This window comes from Mesorhizobium sp. U510, from assembly GCF_059180695.1.
In genome coordinates, this window is sequence record NZ_CP180532.1 from 4,849,549 (window position 1) to 4,868,672 (window position 19,124).

20 protein-coding genes are annotated in these 19,124 nt (G+C 62.4%); 9 read left to right on the top strand and 11 right to left on the bottom strand.

The genetic code is table 11. The features are described from left to right. Positions 1-224: 224 nt before the first annotated feature. Positions 225-1,061, top strand: coding sequence for an SAM-dependent methyltransferase (locus ACLGL5_RS25235; RefSeq protein ID WP_069092275.1), 837 nt, complete (start codon positions 225-227; stop codon positions 1,059-1,061). Positions 1,062-1,065: 4 nt separating this feature from the next. Here the strand turns inward: ACLGL5_RS25235 and blaOXA are convergent, their stop codons facing one another. Further along, positions 1,066-1,893: a class D beta-lactamase gene (gene blaOXA, locus ACLGL5_RS25240; protein ID WP_038647092.1), complete on the bottom strand. Its 828-nt coding sequence runs from the start codon at positions 1,891-1,893 to the stop codon at positions 1,066-1,068. A gap of 254 nt (positions 1,894-2,147) precedes the next feature. Here blaOXA and ACLGL5_RS25245 point away from each other — a divergent pair, with 254 nt between their 5' ends. Then, positions 2,148-2,474, top strand: a complete 327-nt coding sequence (locus tag ACLGL5_RS25245) for a hypothetical protein (protein WP_019858455.1) — start codon at positions 2,148-2,150, stop codon at positions 2,472-2,474. A gap of 129 nt (positions 2,475-2,603) precedes the next feature. On the opposite strand, the gene yidD is transcribed toward ACLGL5_RS25245, so the two are convergent. After that, positions 2,604-2,978 carry a membrane protein insertion efficiency factor YidD gene (yidD, locus tag ACLGL5_RS25250; RefSeq protein WP_069092276.1) on the bottom strand — a complete coding sequence of 125 codons (375 nt, stop codon included), beginning with the start codon at positions 2,976-2,978 and terminating at the stop codon, positions 2,604-2,606. Positions 2,979-3,312: 334 nt separating this feature from the next. Here yidD and ACLGL5_RS25255 point away from each other — a divergent pair, with 334 nt between their 5' ends. Continuing rightward, complete coding sequence (locus ACLGL5_RS25255; RefSeq protein ID WP_019858456.1) at positions 3,313-4,230, top strand: LysR substrate-binding domain-containing protein; 918 nt, start codon at positions 3,313-3,315, stop codon at positions 4,228-4,230. Positions 4,231-4,535: 305 nt separating this feature from the next. Here the strand turns inward: ACLGL5_RS25255 and ACLGL5_RS25260 are convergent, their stop codons facing one another. Continuing rightward, on the bottom strand, positions 4,536-4,982 hold the full coding sequence (locus ACLGL5_RS25260) for an iron-sulfur cluster assembly scaffold protein (RefSeq protein WP_019858458.1): 447 nt from the start codon (positions 4,980-4,982) through the stop codon (positions 4,536-4,538). 240 nt (positions 4,983-5,222) lie between these two features. On the opposite strand from ACLGL5_RS25260, the gene folE reads away from it, so the two are divergent. From folE to ACLGL5_RS25280, 4 genes are all read left to right on the top strand, one after another. After that, positions 5,223-5,858, top strand: a complete 636-nt coding sequence (gene folE / locus ACLGL5_RS25265; RefSeq protein WP_019858459.1) for a GTP cyclohydrolase I FolE — start codon at positions 5,223-5,225, stop codon at positions 5,856-5,858. A 111-nt stretch (positions 5,859-5,969) separates the two neighbouring features. Beyond that, positions 5,970-6,428, top strand: a complete 459-nt coding sequence (gene hisI, locus ACLGL5_RS25270; protein ID WP_069093432.1) for a phosphoribosyl-AMP cyclohydrolase — start codon at positions 5,970-5,972, stop codon at positions 6,426-6,428. A gap of 84 nt (positions 6,429-6,512) precedes the next feature. Then, positions 6,513-7,484 (top strand): patatin family protein, encoded by a 972-nt coding sequence (locus ACLGL5_RS25275; protein ID WP_069093433.1) that lies wholly within the window; start codon positions 6,513-6,515, stop codon positions 7,482-7,484. A gap of 160 nt (positions 7,485-7,644) precedes the next feature. Further along, positions 7,645-8,211, top strand: coding sequence for a dihydrofolate reductase family protein (locus ACLGL5_RS25280; RefSeq protein ID WP_069092277.1), 567 nt, complete (start codon positions 7,645-7,647; stop codon positions 8,209-8,211). 12 nt (positions 8,212-8,223) lie between these two features. On the opposite strand, the gene recJ is transcribed toward ACLGL5_RS25280, so the two are convergent. The 8 genes from recJ to ACLGL5_RS25320 all read right to left on the bottom strand — a co-directional run bounded on the left by recJ (position 8,224) and on the right by ACLGL5_RS25320 (position 15,523). Then, positions 8,224-10,002, bottom strand: coding sequence for a single-stranded-DNA-specific exonuclease RecJ (gene recJ / locus ACLGL5_RS25285; RefSeq protein ID WP_494372789.1), 1,779 nt, complete (start codon positions 10,000-10,002; stop codon positions 8,224-8,226). A 193-nt stretch (positions 10,003-10,195) separates the two neighbouring features. After that, the gene (locus tag ACLGL5_RS25290; protein ID WP_069092278.1) at positions 10,196-10,420 is read right to left on the bottom strand and encodes a DUF6434 domain-containing protein; all 225 of its coding nucleotides are present in this window, start codon (positions 10,418-10,420) and stop codon (positions 10,196-10,198) included. Between the two features lie 72 nt (positions 10,421-10,492). Continuing rightward, entirely contained in the window at positions 10,493-11,476 is a 984-nt protein-coding gene (glpX, locus tag ACLGL5_RS25295; protein WP_069092279.1) for a class II fructose-bisphosphatase, read from the bottom strand. A gap of 203 nt (positions 11,477-11,679) precedes the next feature. Beyond that, complete coding sequence (locus ACLGL5_RS25300) at positions 11,680-11,847, bottom strand: Thivi_2564 family membrane protein (RefSeq protein WP_080643948.1); 168 nt, start codon at positions 11,845-11,847, stop codon at positions 11,680-11,682. A gap of 70 nt (positions 11,848-11,917) precedes the next feature. Then, positions 11,918-12,277 carry a hypothetical protein gene (locus tag ACLGL5_RS25305; protein ID WP_027046898.1) on the bottom strand — a complete coding sequence of 120 codons (360 nt, stop codon included), beginning with the start codon at positions 12,275-12,277 and terminating at the stop codon, positions 11,918-11,920. Between the two features lie 123 nt (positions 12,278-12,400). After that, positions 12,401-13,714, bottom strand: coding sequence for a homoserine dehydrogenase (locus tag ACLGL5_RS25310; RefSeq protein WP_019858470.1), 1,314 nt, complete (start codon positions 13,712-13,714; stop codon positions 12,401-12,403). Positions 13,715-13,752: 38 nt separating this feature from the next. Beyond that, a complete protein-coding gene (locus ACLGL5_RS25315; RefSeq protein ID WP_019858471.1) occupies positions 13,753-14,970 on the bottom strand; it encodes an LL-diaminopimelate aminotransferase in 1,218 nt (405 codons plus the stop codon). 46 nt (positions 14,971-15,016) lie between these two features. Then, positions 15,017-15,523 (bottom strand): hypothetical protein, encoded by a 507-nt coding sequence (locus ACLGL5_RS25320; RefSeq protein ID WP_038652827.1) that lies wholly within the window; start codon positions 15,521-15,523, stop codon positions 15,017-15,019. On the opposite strand from ACLGL5_RS25320, the gene ACLGL5_RS25325 reads away from it, so the two are divergent. Beyond that, positions 15,511-17,346 carry a PHA/PHB synthase family protein gene (locus ACLGL5_RS25325; RefSeq protein ID WP_064984205.1) on the top strand — a complete coding sequence of 612 codons (1,836 nt, stop codon included), beginning with the start codon at positions 15,511-15,513 and terminating at the stop codon, positions 17,344-17,346. The genes ACLGL5_RS25320 and ACLGL5_RS25325 overlap by 13 nt on opposite strands. A 216-nt stretch (positions 17,347-17,562) precedes the next feature. Then, on the top strand, positions 17,563-18,819 hold the full coding sequence (locus ACLGL5_RS25330) for a YcbK family protein (protein WP_069092280.1): 1,257 nt from the start codon (positions 17,563-17,565) through the stop codon (positions 18,817-18,819). The last annotated feature ends 305 nt before the right edge of the window (positions 18,820-19,124 follow it).

Here is a 19,124-nt window from a genome sequence, read left to right on the forward strand (position 1 = left end):
AATGCATGTCGCCCAAAAGTGTATGACAGTCCTGGGGTTACGACATGCACAAGATAGAGCCGGATGCGCCAATCACATGGACAAACGGCAGCGCGCGGGTTTTAGAGGCAGTGCCGGGCCAGGTAAAGAGTGCTGGCTGGCCGGCCGTCAGGAAATGTCGGCAGAGATGTCGCAGCCCACCGCTCAGGCTTGCGAACATCCCCGCAACGTCTGGAATTGTCGATATGGAAAACGCAACACCCAGCCGAACCGCCCTTGGCGTCGCCCGCATGAGGGCCCTGCATCAATTTTCACCGCAGGCGGGGCTGTTTCGCGATCCCTACGCGATCGCGATTCTGGGTGAAGCCGCTCCCGCGGCGCGCGAGCTTGAGCAGGAAGAGGAGCGCCGCCGGCGCATGCGTCTGTTCGTGGCAGCGCGCGCCCGCTTCGCCGAGGACTGGCTGGCGGCCGCGGTGCGTCGCGGTGTCCGCCAACTCGTCGTGCTTGGCGCCGGCCTCGATACGTTTTCGCTGCGCAATCCGTATCCCGACCTCAGCGTGTTCGAAGTCGATCACCCGGCCACGCAAGCCTGGAAACGCAAATGCATTGCCGATAGCGGACTTGCCGAGCCAACCGCCACCAGATTCGTGCCGGTCGATTTCGAGCGGCAGAGTCTCTCCGCCGAACTGGCTGCCGCCGGTTTGCGGTCGAGCGAGCCGAGTTTCTTCGTCTGGCTGGGGGTCGTGCCCTACCTGACGAAGGAAGCGATCTTCAACACATTGTCCTGGATCGCAGGCTTTCCCGGCTCGGAGGTCGTGTTCGACTACAGCGAACCGGCCGAGAACCGTGACGCGGCGGGACAGGCCGCGCTGGCCTTCCATGCGGCCCGCGTCGCATCTGTCGGGGAGCCATGGATCAGCTTCTTCGTTCCGGCCGAACTGGCGAAATCCCTGGGCGAGCTCGGCTTCGACGAGATCGAGGATATCGAGAGCGGCGATCTCGCCGCTCGCTTTTCCAAAGCCCCGAAGGGAATGACGAACACTTCCGGCGGCCACATCATCCGCGCGCGCCGAACCGCCTGACGGGTTACTTCACCAGCAGCGGCAGGTCTTTCAGGAACGTCGCGCGCGTCTTGAGACCTTTTGGCATATCAGTGCGGGTGGCATCGACGACCAGGCGGGCAAAGACAATCTGCTGTCCGTCCTTTTTCGCCCAGCCGACGAACCAGCCGAGCGAACGCTTATCCCTGATCTTGTCGGCATCATTGGCCAGCCTCGTGCTGCCGGTCTTGCCTTGCACCGTCCAGCCTCCGGCCTGGAATGTCGGGATGATGGCTGACGTCATGTCGTAGGCCTTGGCCGAGACCGGCAATTTGTGCGCCAGAAGCTTGCGCAGGAAATCGACCTGCTCGACCGGCGTGATCTTGAGCGAGGAGTTGACCCAGGAATGGGTAAGCCCGTCATTCTTGCCGGGATTACCGGAAACGTCTTTGTTGCCGTAGTCGAGTTTCGAGACATAGCCGGCAAAGCTCTGCGGTCCAAGCTTGCGGGTGAGTTCACGCGAATACCAGAGGATCGAATCCTTTTCCCAGATCGTCGGGTCGACTGTCTTCTGGTCCCGCTTCACCGCCGCGAACTCGGGTTTGTAGTCCCAGCTCGGCGTGTGCTCGTCGCTCAGGATACCGGCGTCATAGCCGATCAGCGAAAGCGGCACCTTGAACGTCGAGGCCGGGCTGAACCGCTGGTCGCAGGTGCCGTCCTGATAAAGAACCTTGCCGCTCGCCGCTTCGGCGATCAGTGTGCACTGCACATCCCCAAGCGGCGCAGATTGCGCGCGCATCGGGAACCCCAGCAGCCAGGCGAGCAGGAAGAGGACTCCAGCCAGGATAAAGGGAAGACGGTCGATGTTACGCATTGATGCTCGCTCCAGTAGGGTGTTCGCCAGCGGACTTAGCGAGGTCTCTTGTCTCGATTTTGTCTCAAATGCGCAGTCTTTGTGCAGGCTTGCGTTAACCCTACCGAATTCTAAAAATCTGCCCTCAAATCGATATCCGTATAATGCTGGCCCATCAAACACGCGTTAATTCAACGCGTGTTGCACTTCAAATCTGAGGAGCTCATATCGTCGCCGGTTAACCCGTCTGGACAATGTCTGCGTCGACTGCTCGAATGCCGATCAGAAATGAAATTATGGCCTTGCTCTCCATGAGTGTTTGGAAAAAAGTTATAGCCTATATCGCGTTAACGAGCCTGATCGGGTACACGATCGGCATATCAGCATCAGCGCTGGCATCTGGAGAAATAAGAGATAAATTCAGCTGGATTAAATTCGAAAAACACCCGATAGAATTCATACTATCTTTAGTTGGAACAGTCGCCTTCACTGTTGTTTTGTTTATTATTATGTATCTGATATACCATCATGAGCGCTACATAGTATATATGGCAATCAGAATCTGGAGAGAATATAAAAAAATGACTGGGCCTCGCCTGTGACGATCGCTTTATCGGCAACTGGTTTTGGACAGAAGTCGCGTCGTGGTTGGAGGATTCCATGTATCAAAACGGCGACCCAGCATGATGCTGAATGGTACGAAATAGTCCGACTTTGAAGTTAGGCCACCGTCAGGCCTGGGCTTTGCCGCGTTTCCGACCGATCCGCCAGTACCGCCAGGGCATGAACCAGACATAACGGTCCGCCAGCACTTCCGGTACCAAATCGATGCCATGCGTGCCGAACGGCCCGCAACGCAGCACGCGGAAAAACCCCATCCAGCAGCCGGCCCACAGGCCATGGCGGGCAATCGCCTCATGCGCGTATTCCGAACAGGTCGGCACATGCCGGCAGGAATTGCCGACAAAACCGGAAAGCGTCAGCTGGTAAAGCCGCACGAAAGACGTGCCGAGGACACGGCCGGGCGTCTTGCGCCACGGGCCGGGCCAATTGCGCCCGCGCCCTGGCGGTCTGACAGTATGGGCCTGCCCATGCGGGTCGTGCACCGCAGTCTCCGTATCGCGTGCTTCTCCGCGATAGATGTGAGCTTCGTCGGGAGAACGCAATCCCCGCCCCGTGTCCCCTGCGCCGTCATGGGCGGCAGCGACGAGACGGCAGCCTGTCAACCGGAGGCGCCCAGCGGCCGTGGCGGACAGGCTCTTCGCCACACTTTGCGTGGTGTCTTTCGTCACGCCATTGGAACGTTGCGACCCGCATCACATCGCCAAAGATGCTCAGGAACTGGATCATGGTCGGTCTCCTTTGACGCGATTAGACCGCCGCTGGCCTTGGCCTTCAAACGAGTATAATTTCCACTTCGGATAATCCTGGGTTATGCGAATGAAGCGCGGGCGGCTGCCTTTGACGGCATTGAGGAGTTTCGAGGCGGCGGGCCGGCACCTTAGCTTCAGCAAGGCCGCCGAGGAGCTTTTCGTTTCCCAGGCGGCGATCAGCCGCCAGATCCGCGAACTTGAAACCTTCCTGCGCCAGCCCTTGTTCGAACGTCACCATCGCCGCGTCGAACTGACCGACACCGGCCGCCGGCTGCTTGATCAGCTTGTCACAAGTTTCGACGCCATCGATCGGCTGCTCGGCGAATTGGTGGCAGCGCCGGCGCAGTCCGTGGTTCGTGTCAGCGTCGAGCCGTCGCTTGCCTCCGTCTGGCTGGTGCCTCGGCTCAACCGGTTTCGCCAGCTGCGGCCCGATATCGACGTGTCCCTCGAAGTCGATGCCAGGCTGATCGAATTCCGCAGCGATCAACCTGAGCTTGCCTTGCGCTTCAGCGCCAACGCAACCTCCTGGCCCCGCAGCCAGGCAGAGCGGCTTGCCTCCACAGTCGATTCACCGGTTTTGTCGCCGGCGCTGCTCGCCTCGGGCCCTCCCCTCGAGAAGCCAATCGACCTTGCCCGCTACACACTTTTGCATGAGGAAAATCGCCAGGGCTGGACGCGCTGGTTCGAAGCCGCCGGCGTGCCGGCCGATGCCGTGCCCGCGCGGGGGCCGCTGCTGGCGGATATATCGCTCTCAAAGCAGGCCGCCCTGCTCGGACACGGCGTCGCGCTGGGCGATCTCTTGCAGATCGGCAACGAGCTCGAAACCGGCGCACTGATCAAGCCGTTCGACATCGACGTTGCATCCGGCGGCTACTGGCTTGTTGCCAGGAGCTTGGAGGAGCTTTCCGAGCCGGCCGCCGCGTTCGCCGACTGGGTCCGAAGTGAATTTGCTGAAAGCAGACAGACATTGGAAGCAAAGGTCTAGGCCGGTCCCGGGCCGAGGCCCCCGCTACTTTGCCTGCTTGTGTTTTTCGAGAAACTTGTCGATGTCGTTTTATCCCGACTGCCGGTGGCCCGCCCGTTGTGTCCTGTGCCGGGTGGCCCAACAGGCCTGGATGGCCTTCATGAGATAGTCGTTGATATCCCGCGCGACTGCCACGTCGGCCCGGCTCGCGCCGCAGCCCGACATGAGTGCGCCGGCAAGGCACCAGACGAACACCACGCCACGGAAGGGTCGGTGTCGCGGGCTGCCGCGAAGTCCGCGCATCGCGAGAACGGAAAATGGCAAGATCAGGCCGCTTGTTCGGCGCGCTTCTTCTCGATCTGGCTGATGGCGTCTACCACGGCGTCAAAGGTCAGCATGGTCGAGGCATGCCGTGCCTTGTAGTCGCGCACCGGCTCCAAATATTTGAGGTCGGCGAAGCGCCCTTCCGGCGGCGCGCCATTCTCTTTCAGCATCTTCAGCATGGTGTCGCGCACCATGCGCAATTCCTCGGCGCTCGCGCCAACGACATGCTGCGCCATGATCGAGGATGAAGCCTGGCCGAGCGCGCAGGCCTTCACGTCATGGGCAAAGTCGGTGACCACCCCGTCCGCCATCTTGAGATCGACGGTAACGGTCGAACCGCACAGCTTGGAATGCGCCTTGGCGGTCGCGTCCGGATGATCGAGCCGGCCGATGCGGGCGATGTTTCCGGCAAAACCGAGAATTTTCGCGTTGTAGACATCGTTGATCATTATTTTCCAATCCGTCGCCGCCAAGCGAACAGCGATTGCCGCTGCTGCGTCTTCCTTTCGCTCGCTACGACCTTATATAATGCTGGCAGTCCGGTAACGACAAGGCGATGAGCGCCACTGTCCTGGCCGGGAAGTTCACGCCGCTTACGGGGCTGGAAACGGGGCGAGTTTCCGACACCGAAAGGTCGTGGTCCGTTCAACTCGTTCCTCCTTGGAGAGGAACTACGGGAGACGCCTTTTATGGATGCCGTCATCAAGAAACTCATGCCCCAGGCCGCCTACATGGAAAAGCCGGTCACCGACCGGCCGAGCGAAGCCGAGGTCGAGGCCGCCGTGCGCACATTGCTGCGCTGGACCGGCGACAATCCCGACCGCGAGGGGCTGATCGACACACCCAAGCGCGTGGCCAAGGCCTACCGCGAAATGTTCGGCGGCTACGACATGTGCCCGGCAGAGGAACTCGGCCGCACCTTCGAGGAGGTCGCCGGCTACGACGATCTCGTCATCGTCAAGGACATCCAGTTCCATTCGCATTGCGAGCACCACATGGTGCCGATCATCGGTAAGGCACATGTCGGCTACCTGCCGGATGGCAAGGTCGTCGGCCTGTCCAAGATCGCGCGCGTCGTCGATATCTTCGCCCATCGCCTGCAGACGCAGGAAGCACTGACCGCGCAGATCGCCGGCGTCATCCAGGATGTGCTCAACCCTCGCGGCGTCGCCGTCATGATCGAGGCCGAGCACATGTGCATGGCCATGCGCGGCATCCGCAAGCAGGGCTCCACCACCCTCACTTCCACCTTCACCGGCGTTTTCAAGGACACGCCCGAGGAGCAGGTTCGTTTCGTCACCATGGTTCGCGGCGGCGGGGCATAACGTCTAGGCCGATATCGCTAGGCCATGATCCCGACAAACGCGGATCGGTTTTCGCGGACAAACGAAAACGTTTGTCCAGAGATTATGGTCAAACAGGAAGATACACCGGCGATGTCGGCACTGGAATTTCCCAGAACTCCATCAGACAAGAGGGCCTTGGAGGAAGGCGCGGTGTTCTCGCCGCGCTTCGACGCCGCCGGCCTTGTCACCGTCGTCGTCACCGATGCCGAAGACGGCATGCTGCTGATGGTCGCGTATATGAATGCGCAGGCCTTGGCGCTGACACTGGAAACCGGCATCGCCCACTACTGGTCGCGCTCGCGCAACGCGCTTTGGAAGAAGGGCGAAACCTCCGGCAATTTCCAACATGTCGTCGAGATGCGCACCGACTGCGATCAGGATGCATTGTGGCTGCGCGTCAAAGTGTTGGGCCACGACGCAACCTGTCACACCGGCCGGCGTTCATGCTTTTATCGGACGGTGGGGCTTGTCGACGGCAAGGGAACGCTTGTTGACGACGGCAGCAAGCCGCTGTTCGATGCGGAAGTCACGTATCGGAAGCCTCTGTGAACCATTCCATATTCACAAACCACTCATGTTCACTATTCTCAAACATCCTTCTGATACGAATGATGTGGGACAAGGGAGATCATGATGCTCGAGTGGGCGTCATTGCGTAGCAGACCAGATGTCAGGGAGGCCAACGGCCTGACCTCTTCCGGCGGCGCGTCCGAAACGAAATCTCCCAAGAAAACAGGCATTTCGCTCGCTTTGGGCGGCGGTTGCGCCAGAGGCTGGGCTCATATCGGCGTGCTGCGCGCGCTCGATGAAGCCGGCATCGAAGTCTCGATGATCGCTGGCACCTCTATCGGCGCGCTAGTCGGCGGCTGTTATCTCGCCGGCAAACTGGATGAGCTGGAAGAGTTCGCCCGCAGCCTCACCAAGCGGCGCATTTTTGGCCTGCTCGATCTCAATCTGCGCGGCAGCGGCCTGTTCGGCGGCATGAAACTCGATGCCCGTCTGCGCGAGCATGTGGCGGGCGTCCGTTTCGAGGACCTGCCAAAACCCTTCGTCAGCGTCGCATCGGAAATCCGCACCGGCCACGAGATCTGGCTGTCGAACGGCTCGCTGATCACAGCCATGCGCGCGTCCTACGCATTGCCTGGCGTGTTCGAGCCGGTGAACTGCAACGGCCGCATGCTGGTCGACGGCGCGCTGGTCAATCCGGTTCCGGTGTCCGTCTGCCGCGCCTACGAGCAGCCGCTCGTCGTGGCGGTCAACCTTCATTACGACCTGTTCGGCCGCGCGGCCGTGATCAAACACAGCGCCGGCGAACTGGTTGTCGAAAAGGATGCGCCGCGCCCCGGCCATGTTGGCGCCGAGTACCAGTCACATCAGACACGCCTCGGCATCACCGGCGTCATGGTCGAGGCCTTCAACATCATCCAGGACCGCATCTCGCGCGCCAGGCTTGCCGGCGATCCGCCCGACATGTCGCTGCAGCCCAAACTCAGCCATATCGGCCTCACCGAGTTCCATCGCGCCGACGAGGCGATCCAGATCGGTTACCAGGCAACGATGGCGCAGATCGGCGAACTGACCCGGCTGCAGACCGTTCTCGCCTGAGGCCAGCCATCCCCTGAAAAACACCGTGCGTTGCGTCCCATCGACGGAAGACGCCGCACCCTTGAAGCGTGCGGCAATTCCGTTTTGCCGTGCTCGCGATAACTGATTGCAAAATGCAATTGGTTATGCTGGTCTGTGCCCACTATACGGAGGCACACTGATGGCCAAAATCGTCTATTCCATGCTCACCTCTTTGGACGGCTACATCGCCGGGCCGGACGGGGACATTGGCCTGCCGGTGCCCGAAACGGAATTGCACCAGCACTTCAACGACATGATGAGGCAAGCGTCGGCAGTCCTTGCCGGCCGGCGGATGTACGAGACGATGCGCTTCTGGGACAGCCCTGACCGCGAGACCGGCGCCACCGAGGTCGAACGGGATTTTGCCGACGCCTGGCGGGATACACCGAAGATCGTGTTCTCGACCACGCTTCGGCAGGTCGGGTCCAATGCCCGGCTGGTGAATGGCGATGCCGAGACCGCAGTAAGATCGCTCAAGACGAAAACGGATGGCCTCGTCATCCTCGGTGGGGCCGATCTTGCCGCAGATCTGACACGAGTCGGGCTCATCGACGAATACCGGCTGTACATGCATCCGGTCGTGCTGGGTGGCGGCAAGCCATACTTCCAGTCCGGCCTGTCGCTGGCGTTGAAACCGCTTGGCACGGAAAGCCTGCCCCAGGGCGTGACGCTGCTGCGTTATGCGCCGGCCAACCAAGCTGCATAGATACTGACGCAGCTACGACCGCGCCGCATCGACGATACGGAATTGCACCGTGCGGTTGCCGTTCCAGTAATTGCCCGACAGCGAGCCGGCGACATGCACGCTCTTGCCCCGGTTCTTGAACAGGAATTCGCCAAGCACCGTATCGACGGCCCGAAAGGCGATCGCGGGGATGCGGCCGCCGGCGTCCGACTGCAATTCGCAGCGTATATGATTGGTGCCGACCGGCCGGGCGTCGGCCAGCCGATGGCGCGGCAGCACGAAGACCGGCGCGACGTGGCCGGCGCCAAAGGGGCCGGCCTTTTCCAGCGCGTCGAGCAGGCTGAGCGTCGCGCCTTCGGCGGCAAGCGCGCCGTCGATCGCCAGGCTCTCCTCGTCCTGCAGCCGAAACACGTCGGCGGCCGCCCGTTCCTCGAAGAACGCCCTGAGCTCGCCCAGCCTGGCACGCTCCACGGTGATGCCGGCCGCCATGCCATGACCGCCACCCTTGACGATCAGCCCGGCATCGGCGGCTTCGCGCACCAGCCGGCCGAGGTCGAAGCCCGACACAGAACGACCCGAACCAGTACCGATGCCCACGGCATTGAAGGCGATGGCGAAAGCCGGCCGGCGCGCATGATCCTTCAGCCGCGAGGCGAGCAGGCCGACAATGCCGGGATGCCAATTGTTGCTGGCGGTGACGACGATCGCCGGGCCGTTGCCGCCGGCAAGCTCGGCATCGGCTTCGGCACGCGCCGCGGCCAGCATCTCCTGCTCCATCAGCTGCCGCTCCTGGTTCAGCCGGTCGAGCGTCTCGGCAATGGTCCGCGCCTCGACCGGATCGTCCGTCGCAAGCAGCCGGCTGCCAAGTGCTGCATCGCCGATGCGGCCGCCGGCGTTGATGCGCGGCCCGATCAGATAGGCGAGATGGAACGTGCTGATCGGTTCGCCAATGCGCGACACCCGCGCCAATGCGGCCAGGCCTTCATTCTTCTGCTGGCGCGCCATCTGCAGCCCTTTGACGACGAAGGCGCGGTTGACGCCGGTGAGCGGCACCACATCGCAAACGGTCGCCAACGCAACGAGATCGAGCAGTGACAGCAGGTCGGGCGGCGCGACATCGCTCAGGCCACGCAGGATTTTCGCGGTCTGCACCAAGGCGAGAAAGACGACACCGGCAGCGCACAGATGCCCCTGCCCGGAAAGATCGTCGTCACGGTTTGGATTTACCACCGCAATCGCCGCCGGCAACGCGCCGCCGACCTGATGGTGGTCGAGCACCACGACATCGGCGCCAGCTTCGTTGGCGGCATCGACGGACACGGCGCTGTTGGTGCCGCAATCGACGGTGACAATTAGCGTGGCGCCGCGCGAGACGAGTTCGCGCATGGCATCGGGATTGGGGCCGTAGCCCTCGAAGATACGGTCCGGAATATAGATTTCCGACGGTATGGAGAAATGCGCCAGAAACCGCTTCAGCAAGGCCGACGAGGCGGCGCCGTCGACATCGTAGTCGCCAAAGATCGCTACCTTTTCCCTCGCCATCACCGCCGCCGCGATGCGGGTGGCGGCCTTGTCCATGTCGGTCAGCGACGCCGGATTGGGCAACAGGTCGCGGATCGTCGGATCGAGGAACCGCTCGGTCTCGTCGGCGGTAACGCCGCGTCCGGCCAGAACGCGCGCGACGATGTCGGGCACACCATGACCTTGCGCGATGGCAAGCGCGACCATGTCCTGCCGTTCGGTCAGCCGGTGCTCCCAGGAGAGACCGGTCGCCGACTGCCTGACATCGAGGAATAGGCGCCTTTCGCCCATTATGCGCTTTGCCAATTCATGGTTGGCCGCAGGATAGAGCATGTCGCCCAAAAATGGGCAGCGGTTTTGGGCTTAACGACATGCGCGAACAACAGCCTAACGTGCTGCGCGTGAACGCGACGCGCTTTAGGGCCAAAGACAGGCAGAACCAGGCGGTTCGCGGCGGGTGGCGTCGCAGGAGAGTTCAAGAAAACTACGCTTTCCGCTTTTCAGCCTGGCGCCGGATCCATTCGTCGGCCGCGTCCCCCATCGTCTTTTCCCGGCCGTCCTTGAGCCAGGCCATGAAAGGCCGATCGAACCTGAACGTATCGCCGCATTCGCGCGTGAAAAAGCGGCGCACATTCTGGGTGTTGCGATAGGATTTCGTGATGGGCGTGGCACGCGAAATCGGATCCGCGTGCCAGTCGAACGCATTCATCGTCAATCCTTGCGCCGCCAGGTTCAGATGCAGCCAAGGGCTAGCAACTGCGGTGCGGCTTCGCAAGCAGGCCTAGAACTTATCCAGATCCTGGTGCCGCGCCTTGATCTCACGCACGGTCCGTGACGACGAGCGCAGCACGATGGTGTGGGTGGTGATATAGGTGCGGCCGAACTTGACGCCGGCCAGCATGTTGCCGTCGGTGACGCCGGTGGCCGCGAACAGCACGTCGCCGCGCGCCATGTCTTCCGCATGGTAGACCCGCTTCGGATCGGAAATGCCCATCTTGGCGGCGCGCGAGACCTTCTCCGGCGTATCGAGGATAAGCCGGCCCTGCATCTGGCCGCCGGTGCAGCGCAATGCGGCCGCGGCCAGCACACCTTCCGGCGCACCGCCGGTGCCGAGATATAGGTCGATGCCGGTTTCCTCCGGGTCGGTGGTGTGGATGACGCCGGCGACATCGCCGTCGCCGATCAGCCGGATCGCCGCTCCCGTGGCGCGCACGGCATCGATCAGCTTGGCATGGCGCGGCCGGTCGAGGATGCAGGTGGTGATGTCGGAAACCGCAACGCCCTTGGCTTGCGCCAGACTCGCGATGTTCTCGGCCGGCGACGCGTCGATGTCGATGACGCCTTCGGCATAGCCCGGACCGATGGCGATCTTGTCCATATAGACGTCTGGCGCGAACAGCAGACTGCCCTTTTCGGCGATGGCGATGACGGCAAGCGCGTTGGGCAGGTTCTTGGCGCAGATTGTCGTGCCTTCGAGCGGATCGAGCGCTATGTCGACTGCCGGTCCTTTGCCGGTGCCGACCTCCTCGCCGATATAAAGCATGGGTGCCTCGTCGCGTTCGCCCTCGCCGATCACCACCGTGCCCTTGATGGCAAGGCGGTTGAGTTCCTGGCGCATGGCGTCGACAGCCACCTGGTCGGCAGCCTTTTCATCGCCACGGCCGCGCAGCCTGGCGGCGGCCACGGCGGCCCTTTCGGTGACGCGCACCAGTTCCATGGTGAGTATCCGGTCAAGGCCGGCGACGATGTTCTGGGCCACATTCATGTTCGGCAAATCCTCGTTGGCATACGCCTCCCGCCGGAGGCGGGCCTGTTTTGTCAAACGAGCATGACAACGGCAAGACCTGCCGAACGTTTTATCGAAAGGCCAGCAATATCAATCGATTGAACCGCATTTCCGACACGATCGCGGCCCGGTCGGAAACGACCGGGCCGCCTTGAAGAAGCAAAAAAGGTGGGTCTCGCGATCTAGAAAACCGCGAGATATCTGAGCAGCGAAATGATGCCGATGATGATGACGATGACCTGCACGATCTGCCGCATCCTGGCGTCGAGCGGCAGGCGCTGCACGAGATAGAGAACGAGAATAATGACAAGGAATGTGATCAAGATGCCGATCAACACGGATGAAGCCACGACGCCCTCCTTCAAATGATTTCCTGAAACGGGAAGACGAGCCGGCAAAGCCGGCTCAAGGCCGGCGCACTCAATACCAGCGGCGCGACGTGTCGTTGTTCATCGACTGGCCGACGGCAATCCCGGCCAGAAAGCCGAGCAGGCCGATCACGCCGATCACGGCGGTCGTCGTGCCCGGGTTTTCTCGCGCAACTTCCGAAACCGCCTGGGCCTGACTGCGCAGCTGCTGCGCTGTGCGCGACGCGCGTGCCGAAGCCGTCTCATAAAAATCCGAAGCCTGTTCGCTGGCATCATCGAGCATTTCCGCGCCCCTTGCCGAAATGCTCTTGTTGATCTTGGTGATCTCCTTGCGCAGTTCAGCAATCTGCTTTTCCAGCGTTTTCTGGATATCGTCGATGGCTGGGGTGTCGGACTTGTTGGTATCGGCCATGAAGCGGCTCCCTTGGTTGCTGACCAAGAGAACGGCGCCGCAACGAATTCGTTCCGCCCAGTTGGGGCTGATCGCCATCGGGTCGACCGAAAGGCCGGCGGGGATTGTTACCCCGGGACGAAGCTACCCTGCCCGCTCGATGCGGATGACCTGCGGCTTGTCGGTCAGGTGACCGTCCTTGGTGATGCCGTCGACGGCCTTGCGCACGGCGGCCTCGGTGGTCTCGTGGGTGACGAGGATCACCGTCTTCTGCGCCGCCGCCTCGCCGCTGACAGCATGCTGGACGATCGATTCCAGCGAAATATCGTTGTCGGCCATGCGCTTGGCGATCGCGGCGAAGACGCCGATGCGATCATGCACCGTCAGCCGGATGAAGTAGCCGCCGGCATGGCTGCGCATCTGAGCCTTCTTGTAGGGCCTGAGCTCCTTCGCCGGCAGGCCGAAGACCGGACCATGCTGGAAGCCGGGCCGGCTCTTGGCAATGTCGGCGATGTCGCCGATGACGGCCGAGGCAGTGGCGTTGCCGCCGGCGCCGGGGCCTGAAAGCAACAATTCGCCGAGAATGTCGGTCTCGATCGCCACCGCATTGGTGACGCCATGCACCTGCGCGATGACGGAAGCGGTCGGCACCATGGTCGGATGCACGCGCTGCTCGATGCCGCTTTCGGTGCGCTGAGCAACGCCGAGCAGCTTGATCCGGTAGCCGAGATCGCCGGCCGCGCGGATGTCGGCCTGGGTGATGTTGGAAATGCCTTCCATATAGATGTCGTTGGCGGCGATCTTGGTGCCGAAGGCAAGGCTGGTCAGGATCGACAGCTTGTGCGCGGTGTCGTGACCCTCGATGTCGAAGGTCGGATCGGCCTCGGCGTAACCCAGTCGCTGCGCGTCCTTCAGGCAGGCATCGAACGAGATGCCTTCGGCCTCCATGCGGGTCAGGATGTAGTTGCAGGTGCCGTTGAGAATGCCGAACACGCGATTGACCGAATTGCCGGCCATCGCCTCGCGCATCGTTTTGATGACGGGAATGCCGCCCGCCACCGCCGCCTCGTAGTTGAGCAGCACGCCCTTCTTCTCGGCGATCTCGGCCAGCGCCACGCCATGCTTGGCGAGCAGCGCCTTGTTGGCGGTGACGACGTGGCGGCCGGCTTCGAGCGCGGCCTTCACCGACAGGCGCGCCGGCCCCTCGTCGCCGCCGATCAGTTCGATGAACACGTCGATCTCGGCCGTCTGCGCCATCTTGACCGGATCGTCGAACCATTTTGCGGCGCTGACATCGACGCCACGGTCGCGTTTCGGGTCGCGCGCCGAAACCGCCGACACGACGATGTCGCGCCCGCATTGCCGGGTCAGCTCGGCCGCCTTGTCGCGCAGCACCCGCGCCACCGATGCACCGACCGTGCCAAGTCCGGCAATTCCAACACGCAGAGCTTCAGCCATGGAAGGCGACGTCCCTCAAAATCAGATCGAATTTTTGCTTACCGGTGGGCGGACAGCGGCACCACATTGTTGGGCTGCTTGGCGCTGGTCGACAGGAAGCGTTTGATGTTGCGCGCCGCCTGGCGGATCCGGTGCTCGTTCTCGACCAGCGCCAGGCGCACGAAATCGTCGCCATGTTCGCCGAAGCCGACACCGGGCGCCACCGCCACATCAGCGTGCTCGATGAGCAGCTTGGAGAATTCGAGCGAGCCCAGATGCTTGAACGGTTCGGGGATCGGCGCCCAGGCGAACATCGAGGCGGCGGGAGCTGGAATGTTCCAGCCGGCGCGCCCGAAGGAATCGACCATCACGTCGCGGCGCTTGTGGTAGACCTCGCGCACCTCGGCGATATCGGCGCCGTCGCCGTTGAGCGCATGGGCCGCCGCCACCTGGATCGGCGTGAAGGCGCCGTAGTCGAGATAGGACTTCACCCTGGTCAACGCCGAGATCAGCCGCTCATTGCCGACGGCAAAACCCATGCGCCAGCCGGGCATGGAGAACGTCTTAGACATCGAGGTGAATTCGACGCAGACATCGATGGCGCCCGGCACCTGCAGCACCGAAGGCGGCGGGTTGCCGTCGAAATAGATCTCCGAATAGGCAAGGTCGGACAGGATGATGATGTCGTTCTTCTTCGCGAACGCCACCACGTCCTTGTAGAAGTCGAGCGAAGCGACCAGCGCCGTCGGGTTCGACGGATAGTTCAGGATCAGCGCCAGCGGCTTCGGGATCGAGTGGCGAACGCCGCGCTCCAGCGCTGGAATGAAACCATCGTCCGGCTCGACCTGCAGCGAACGGATGACGCCGCCCGACATGATGAAGCCGAAGGCATGGATCGGATAGGTCGGGTTCGGGCACAGGATGACGTCGCCAGGCGCGGTGATCGCCTGCGCCATGTTGGCGAAGCCTTCCTTCGAGCCGAGCGTGGCCACCACCTGCGTGTCGGGGTTGAGCTTCACGCCGAAGCGGCGCTGATAGTAGGCGGCCTGGGCGCGGCGCAGGCCGGGAATGCCGCGCGAGGAGGAATAGCGATGCGTGCGCGGATCGCGCACCACTTCGCACAATTTATCGACGATGGCCTTGGGCGTCGGCAGGTCCGGATTGCCCATGCCGAGGTCGATGATGTCGGCGCCGCGCGAACGGGCGCTGGCCTTGAGCCGGTTGACCTGCTCGAACACGTAAGGCGGAAGCCGGCGGACCTTGTGAAACTCTTCCATGGCAGTTCCAGACAGCAAAAGGGGCTATTGGGCGCGCGCTATATACTCATTTGCAGGTAGGGTCGAGGGCGGGATCGCATTTGCCTTCGATCTGCTTCAGCGCCTGGGGACCATGTTTCGCGGCCAGGTCCGCCAGTGCCGCCTGATTGGCGACCGCAGCGCCGCCGCTGCTTTTGGCGCCTTGCGCGGCGCCGTCAGCCTTGAGTTCGGCGAGCTTGGCGTTCGTCTCGGCTGGCGTGAGCTGCTTGTTCGCCACTTTGGGCGGGATGTTGAGGTTCGGAAAGGTGCCGGTATCCTTTGGACCTGCATTCTCGGCCATCGGCACCGGAGCGCCGGTATTCGTGCTCGAACACCCGGCGATCCCCAAAAGGACGATCGCCGCGCCGATGCGGCAAAAGCGTGCGGCATCAAAAAAAACAGTCTCGCCAATATTAATCGTCATATTGTTTCCTTGGCAGCCGAGGTAGAGCGAGATTGGACCCTGTCGGATGTCCCATGTTAATATGTCAAGAAAACGCTTCGGGAGGAACCCCGCGAACCATGTCCAAAACACCCGATTCGGGCAAAACGGAAGATGACGAGCCTTCGACCGTCGAGCAATATCTGGTGAAGGATCCGGAGCGCTTCGCGTTGAACATGGCGCGCATGATCGAGCAGGCCGGCAAGGCGGCGTCCGCCTGGGCCGAACCGCGCGAGCGCGGCGAAGTGCGCGACCACGTCGCCGAACCGGTCGTCGACATGGTCAAGACGTTTTCCAAGCTGAGCGAATACTGGCTCGCCGACCCGCAGCGCGCGCTCGAAGCGCAGACGCGGCTGTTCGCCGGCTACATGACCGTGTGGGCGAACGCCATCCAGCGCGTCAGCCCCAACGCCGAAGGCCAAGACGACGCCATCAAGCCGGAGCGCGGCGACAAGCGTTTCCAGGATCCGGAATGGGGCCGCAACGCCTTCTTCGATTTCCTCAAGCAGGCCTATCTCGTCACCTCGCGCTGGGCGTCCGAACTGGTCGAGCACGCCGAAGGTCTCGACGAGCACACCCGCCACAAGGCGAGCTTCTACGTCAAGCAGGTGTCCAATGCCATCTCGCCGTCGAATTTCATCCTGACCAACCCCGAGCTTTTCCGCGAGACCGTAGCTTCCAACGGCGAGAACCTGGTGCGCGGCATGAAGATGCTGGCCGAGGACATCGCCGCCGGCAAGGGCGACCTGAAACTGCGCCAGGCCGACTATTCGCCTTTCGAGATCGGCAGGAACATCGCCACCACACCCGGCAAGGTGGTCGGCCGCAGCGATGTCGCCGAGATCATCCAGTATGATCCGGCGACCGAGACGGTGCTGAAGCGCCCGCTGCTGATCTGCCCGCCCTGGATCAACAAGTTCTACATACTCGACCTCAACCCGCAGAAATCCTTCATCCGCTGGGCCATCGAGCAGGGCCACACCGTCTTCGTGATCTCCTGGATCAATCCGGACGAGCGCCACGGCGCGAAGGGGTGGGAAGCCTATATCAGGGAAGGCCTGCAATACGCCCTCGACACGATCGCGGAGGCAACCGGCGAGCGGGATGTCAACGCGATCGGCTACTGCGTCGGCGGCACGCTGCTGGCGGCCGCGCTGGCTCTGATGGCCAGGGAAGGCGACGACCGCATCAAGTCAGCCACTTTCTTCACCACGCAGGTCGACTTCACCTATGCCGGTGACCTCAAGGTCTTCGTCGACGAGGAACAGGTCGCGGCGGTGGAGAAATCGATGAACGAGAAGGGCTATCTCGACGGCACCAAGATGGCGACCGCCTTCAACATGCTGCGCTCCGGCGACCTGATCTGGCCCTATGTCGTCAACAACTACATGCGCGGCAAGGACCCCCTGCCCTTCGACCTGCTCTACTGGAATGCCGATTCGACCCGCATGGCGGCAGCCAACCATTCCTTCTACCTGCGCAATTGCTATCTCGAGAACAACCTCTCGCGCGGCACGATGGAGCTGGCCGGGCATACGGTCTCGCTCGGCGATATCACCATTCCGATCTACAACCTCGCCTCGCGGGAAGATCACATCGCGCCGGCGCTGTCCGTCTTCCTCGGCTCGAAATATTTCGGCGGCAAGGTCGACTACGTGATGGCGGGATCGGGCCACATAGCCGGTGTCGTCAATCCGCCCGCCTCCGGCAAGTACCAGTATTGGACTGGCGGCAAACCGGAAGGCGATTTCGGCCAATGGATTGCCAAGGCCGTAGAGCATCCCGGGTCGTGGTGGCCGCACTGGCAAGGCTGGATCGAGGCCAAGGACAACACCCGCGTGCCTGCCCGCAAACCCGGCAAGCATATGAAAACCTTGGGCGATGCTCCCGGCAGCTATGTGAAGGTGCGTGTGTAACGGACTGTAATGTGTGGTGAGTTGACGGCCCGGCAAAAGCGGGCGAAATGGTGTCGTCAACCATCAAGCAGCCCTAATTCGGCAATCACTGCAGAAATACTTCCAGGCTTGCGGATTTGACACAGGTCTCGTTTCCGGATCGGAGACAAAGGTCACCTTGGACAGCGACTTCCAGTGCTGAGCCAAGGACGTACCGACCGGACATCGAGGGGGAATTTGAGTTTGAAATCAGCAGGATGGAGCCTCGCAAAGGGAGAACGCAGCGCCATCTTGGCAGCGCTCTGCTGTGTGCTCCTGGCCTCCTGCACATCGGCCGGCGACCCGACAATGTCGGTCGGAATGCCCGGCTACAATGCCTCAGCCTCTGACATCAACGCGGCCGCCACCGGCAAGTCCGCCGCCACCGCCGAGTCGACATCGCAGACAACGGCCATGCAAACGACCGTGATGAGCGAAGGCGATACCGCGCTCCCCGAAAAAGTCGCTTACGTACCGATGGCCAAGCCCCAACCAGCCTTTCCGCTGATAACGCCGGCCGGCGCTGAAACGATCGCGGGACAAACGCCGCAGGCCTTGCAGCAGCCGGCCCAGACGGCGCAGCAGACCGACGCAGTCGCCCAGAAGATCGCTGCCGCCGATGCCGCGGTGACAACGCCGAAGCCAGCCGCGGCGCCGGTGATGAACAATCCGGTCTATGTGACCGCCGGTGAGACGCCACAAGCCGAGGCGCCGAGGAAACGGGGCTTCCTGGCCTCGATGTTCGGCGCCACGCCCGCTTCGGCCACACCGGCTCCGCTCATCAACACGCGATCGGGCGAACAGCCGACCGCACAGGCCAAGCCCGCGCCCGCCGCGGCGGCAAAGCCGATCATCACTTTGGCCTCGGCCGACTCCACGGCAAAGCCGATACAGTTGGCCTCGACCGGTGACGACGCCGGTCATATCACTGGCAGCGATGCCTTGCCTGGCGTGCGCCAGACCGCCCTGTTCGAGATCAAGCGCAAATCCGGCCTCGACGACGAAAGCGACGTCGACCTCAATGAGGACGAGGGTCCAATCGGTGGCAGCTATCAGGTTGCGTCCGCCGCCGGCATGGCCCGGCTCGCGCCCAACGGCCTGCTGAAGCAGAACGAAAGCGTCGATGTCGCCTGCCTGAAGCCCTCGCTGGTGCGCGTGCTGAAGACGATCGAAGGCCATTACGGCCGCAAGATGGTGGTCACGTCTGGCTACCGCGACCCCGCCCGCAACCGCCGCGCCAACGGTGCCAAGAACTCGCTGCACATGTACTGCGCCGCCGCCGACATCCAGGTTCCCGGCGTCTCCAAATGGGAACTGGCGAACTACATCAGGACCATGCCCGGCCGCGGTGGCGTCGGCACCTATTGCCACACCGAATCGGTACACGTCGATGTCGGGCCCGAGCGCGACTGGAACTGGCGCTGCCGCCGGCGCAGCGGCGGTGACGACGGCTGAACGGCGCGATTTGACGGGCCGGAGCCTGCGGGCAGACAACATCGGTCCATTGGACAATTCTCAAAACTTTCGAGATTGGCCAAAGCGCCACTGCACCGCTGCAGCGCCCCTGAGTCGGGGCATGGGTTCTGGGGTCTGTGCCGCGTCGCTGCGCTCCTTGCTCGGCCCAGAATGACGAAACGATGGGCGTTTCCCCTGGCCGGCAAGCCGTGCAGCCATGGCGAAACCCCATCGTTTCCAAGGACTGGAAAAAAGTTGTCCAAGCCGGCACCTGACGGGTTGCCGGTTGCGCACAACGTCAGTAT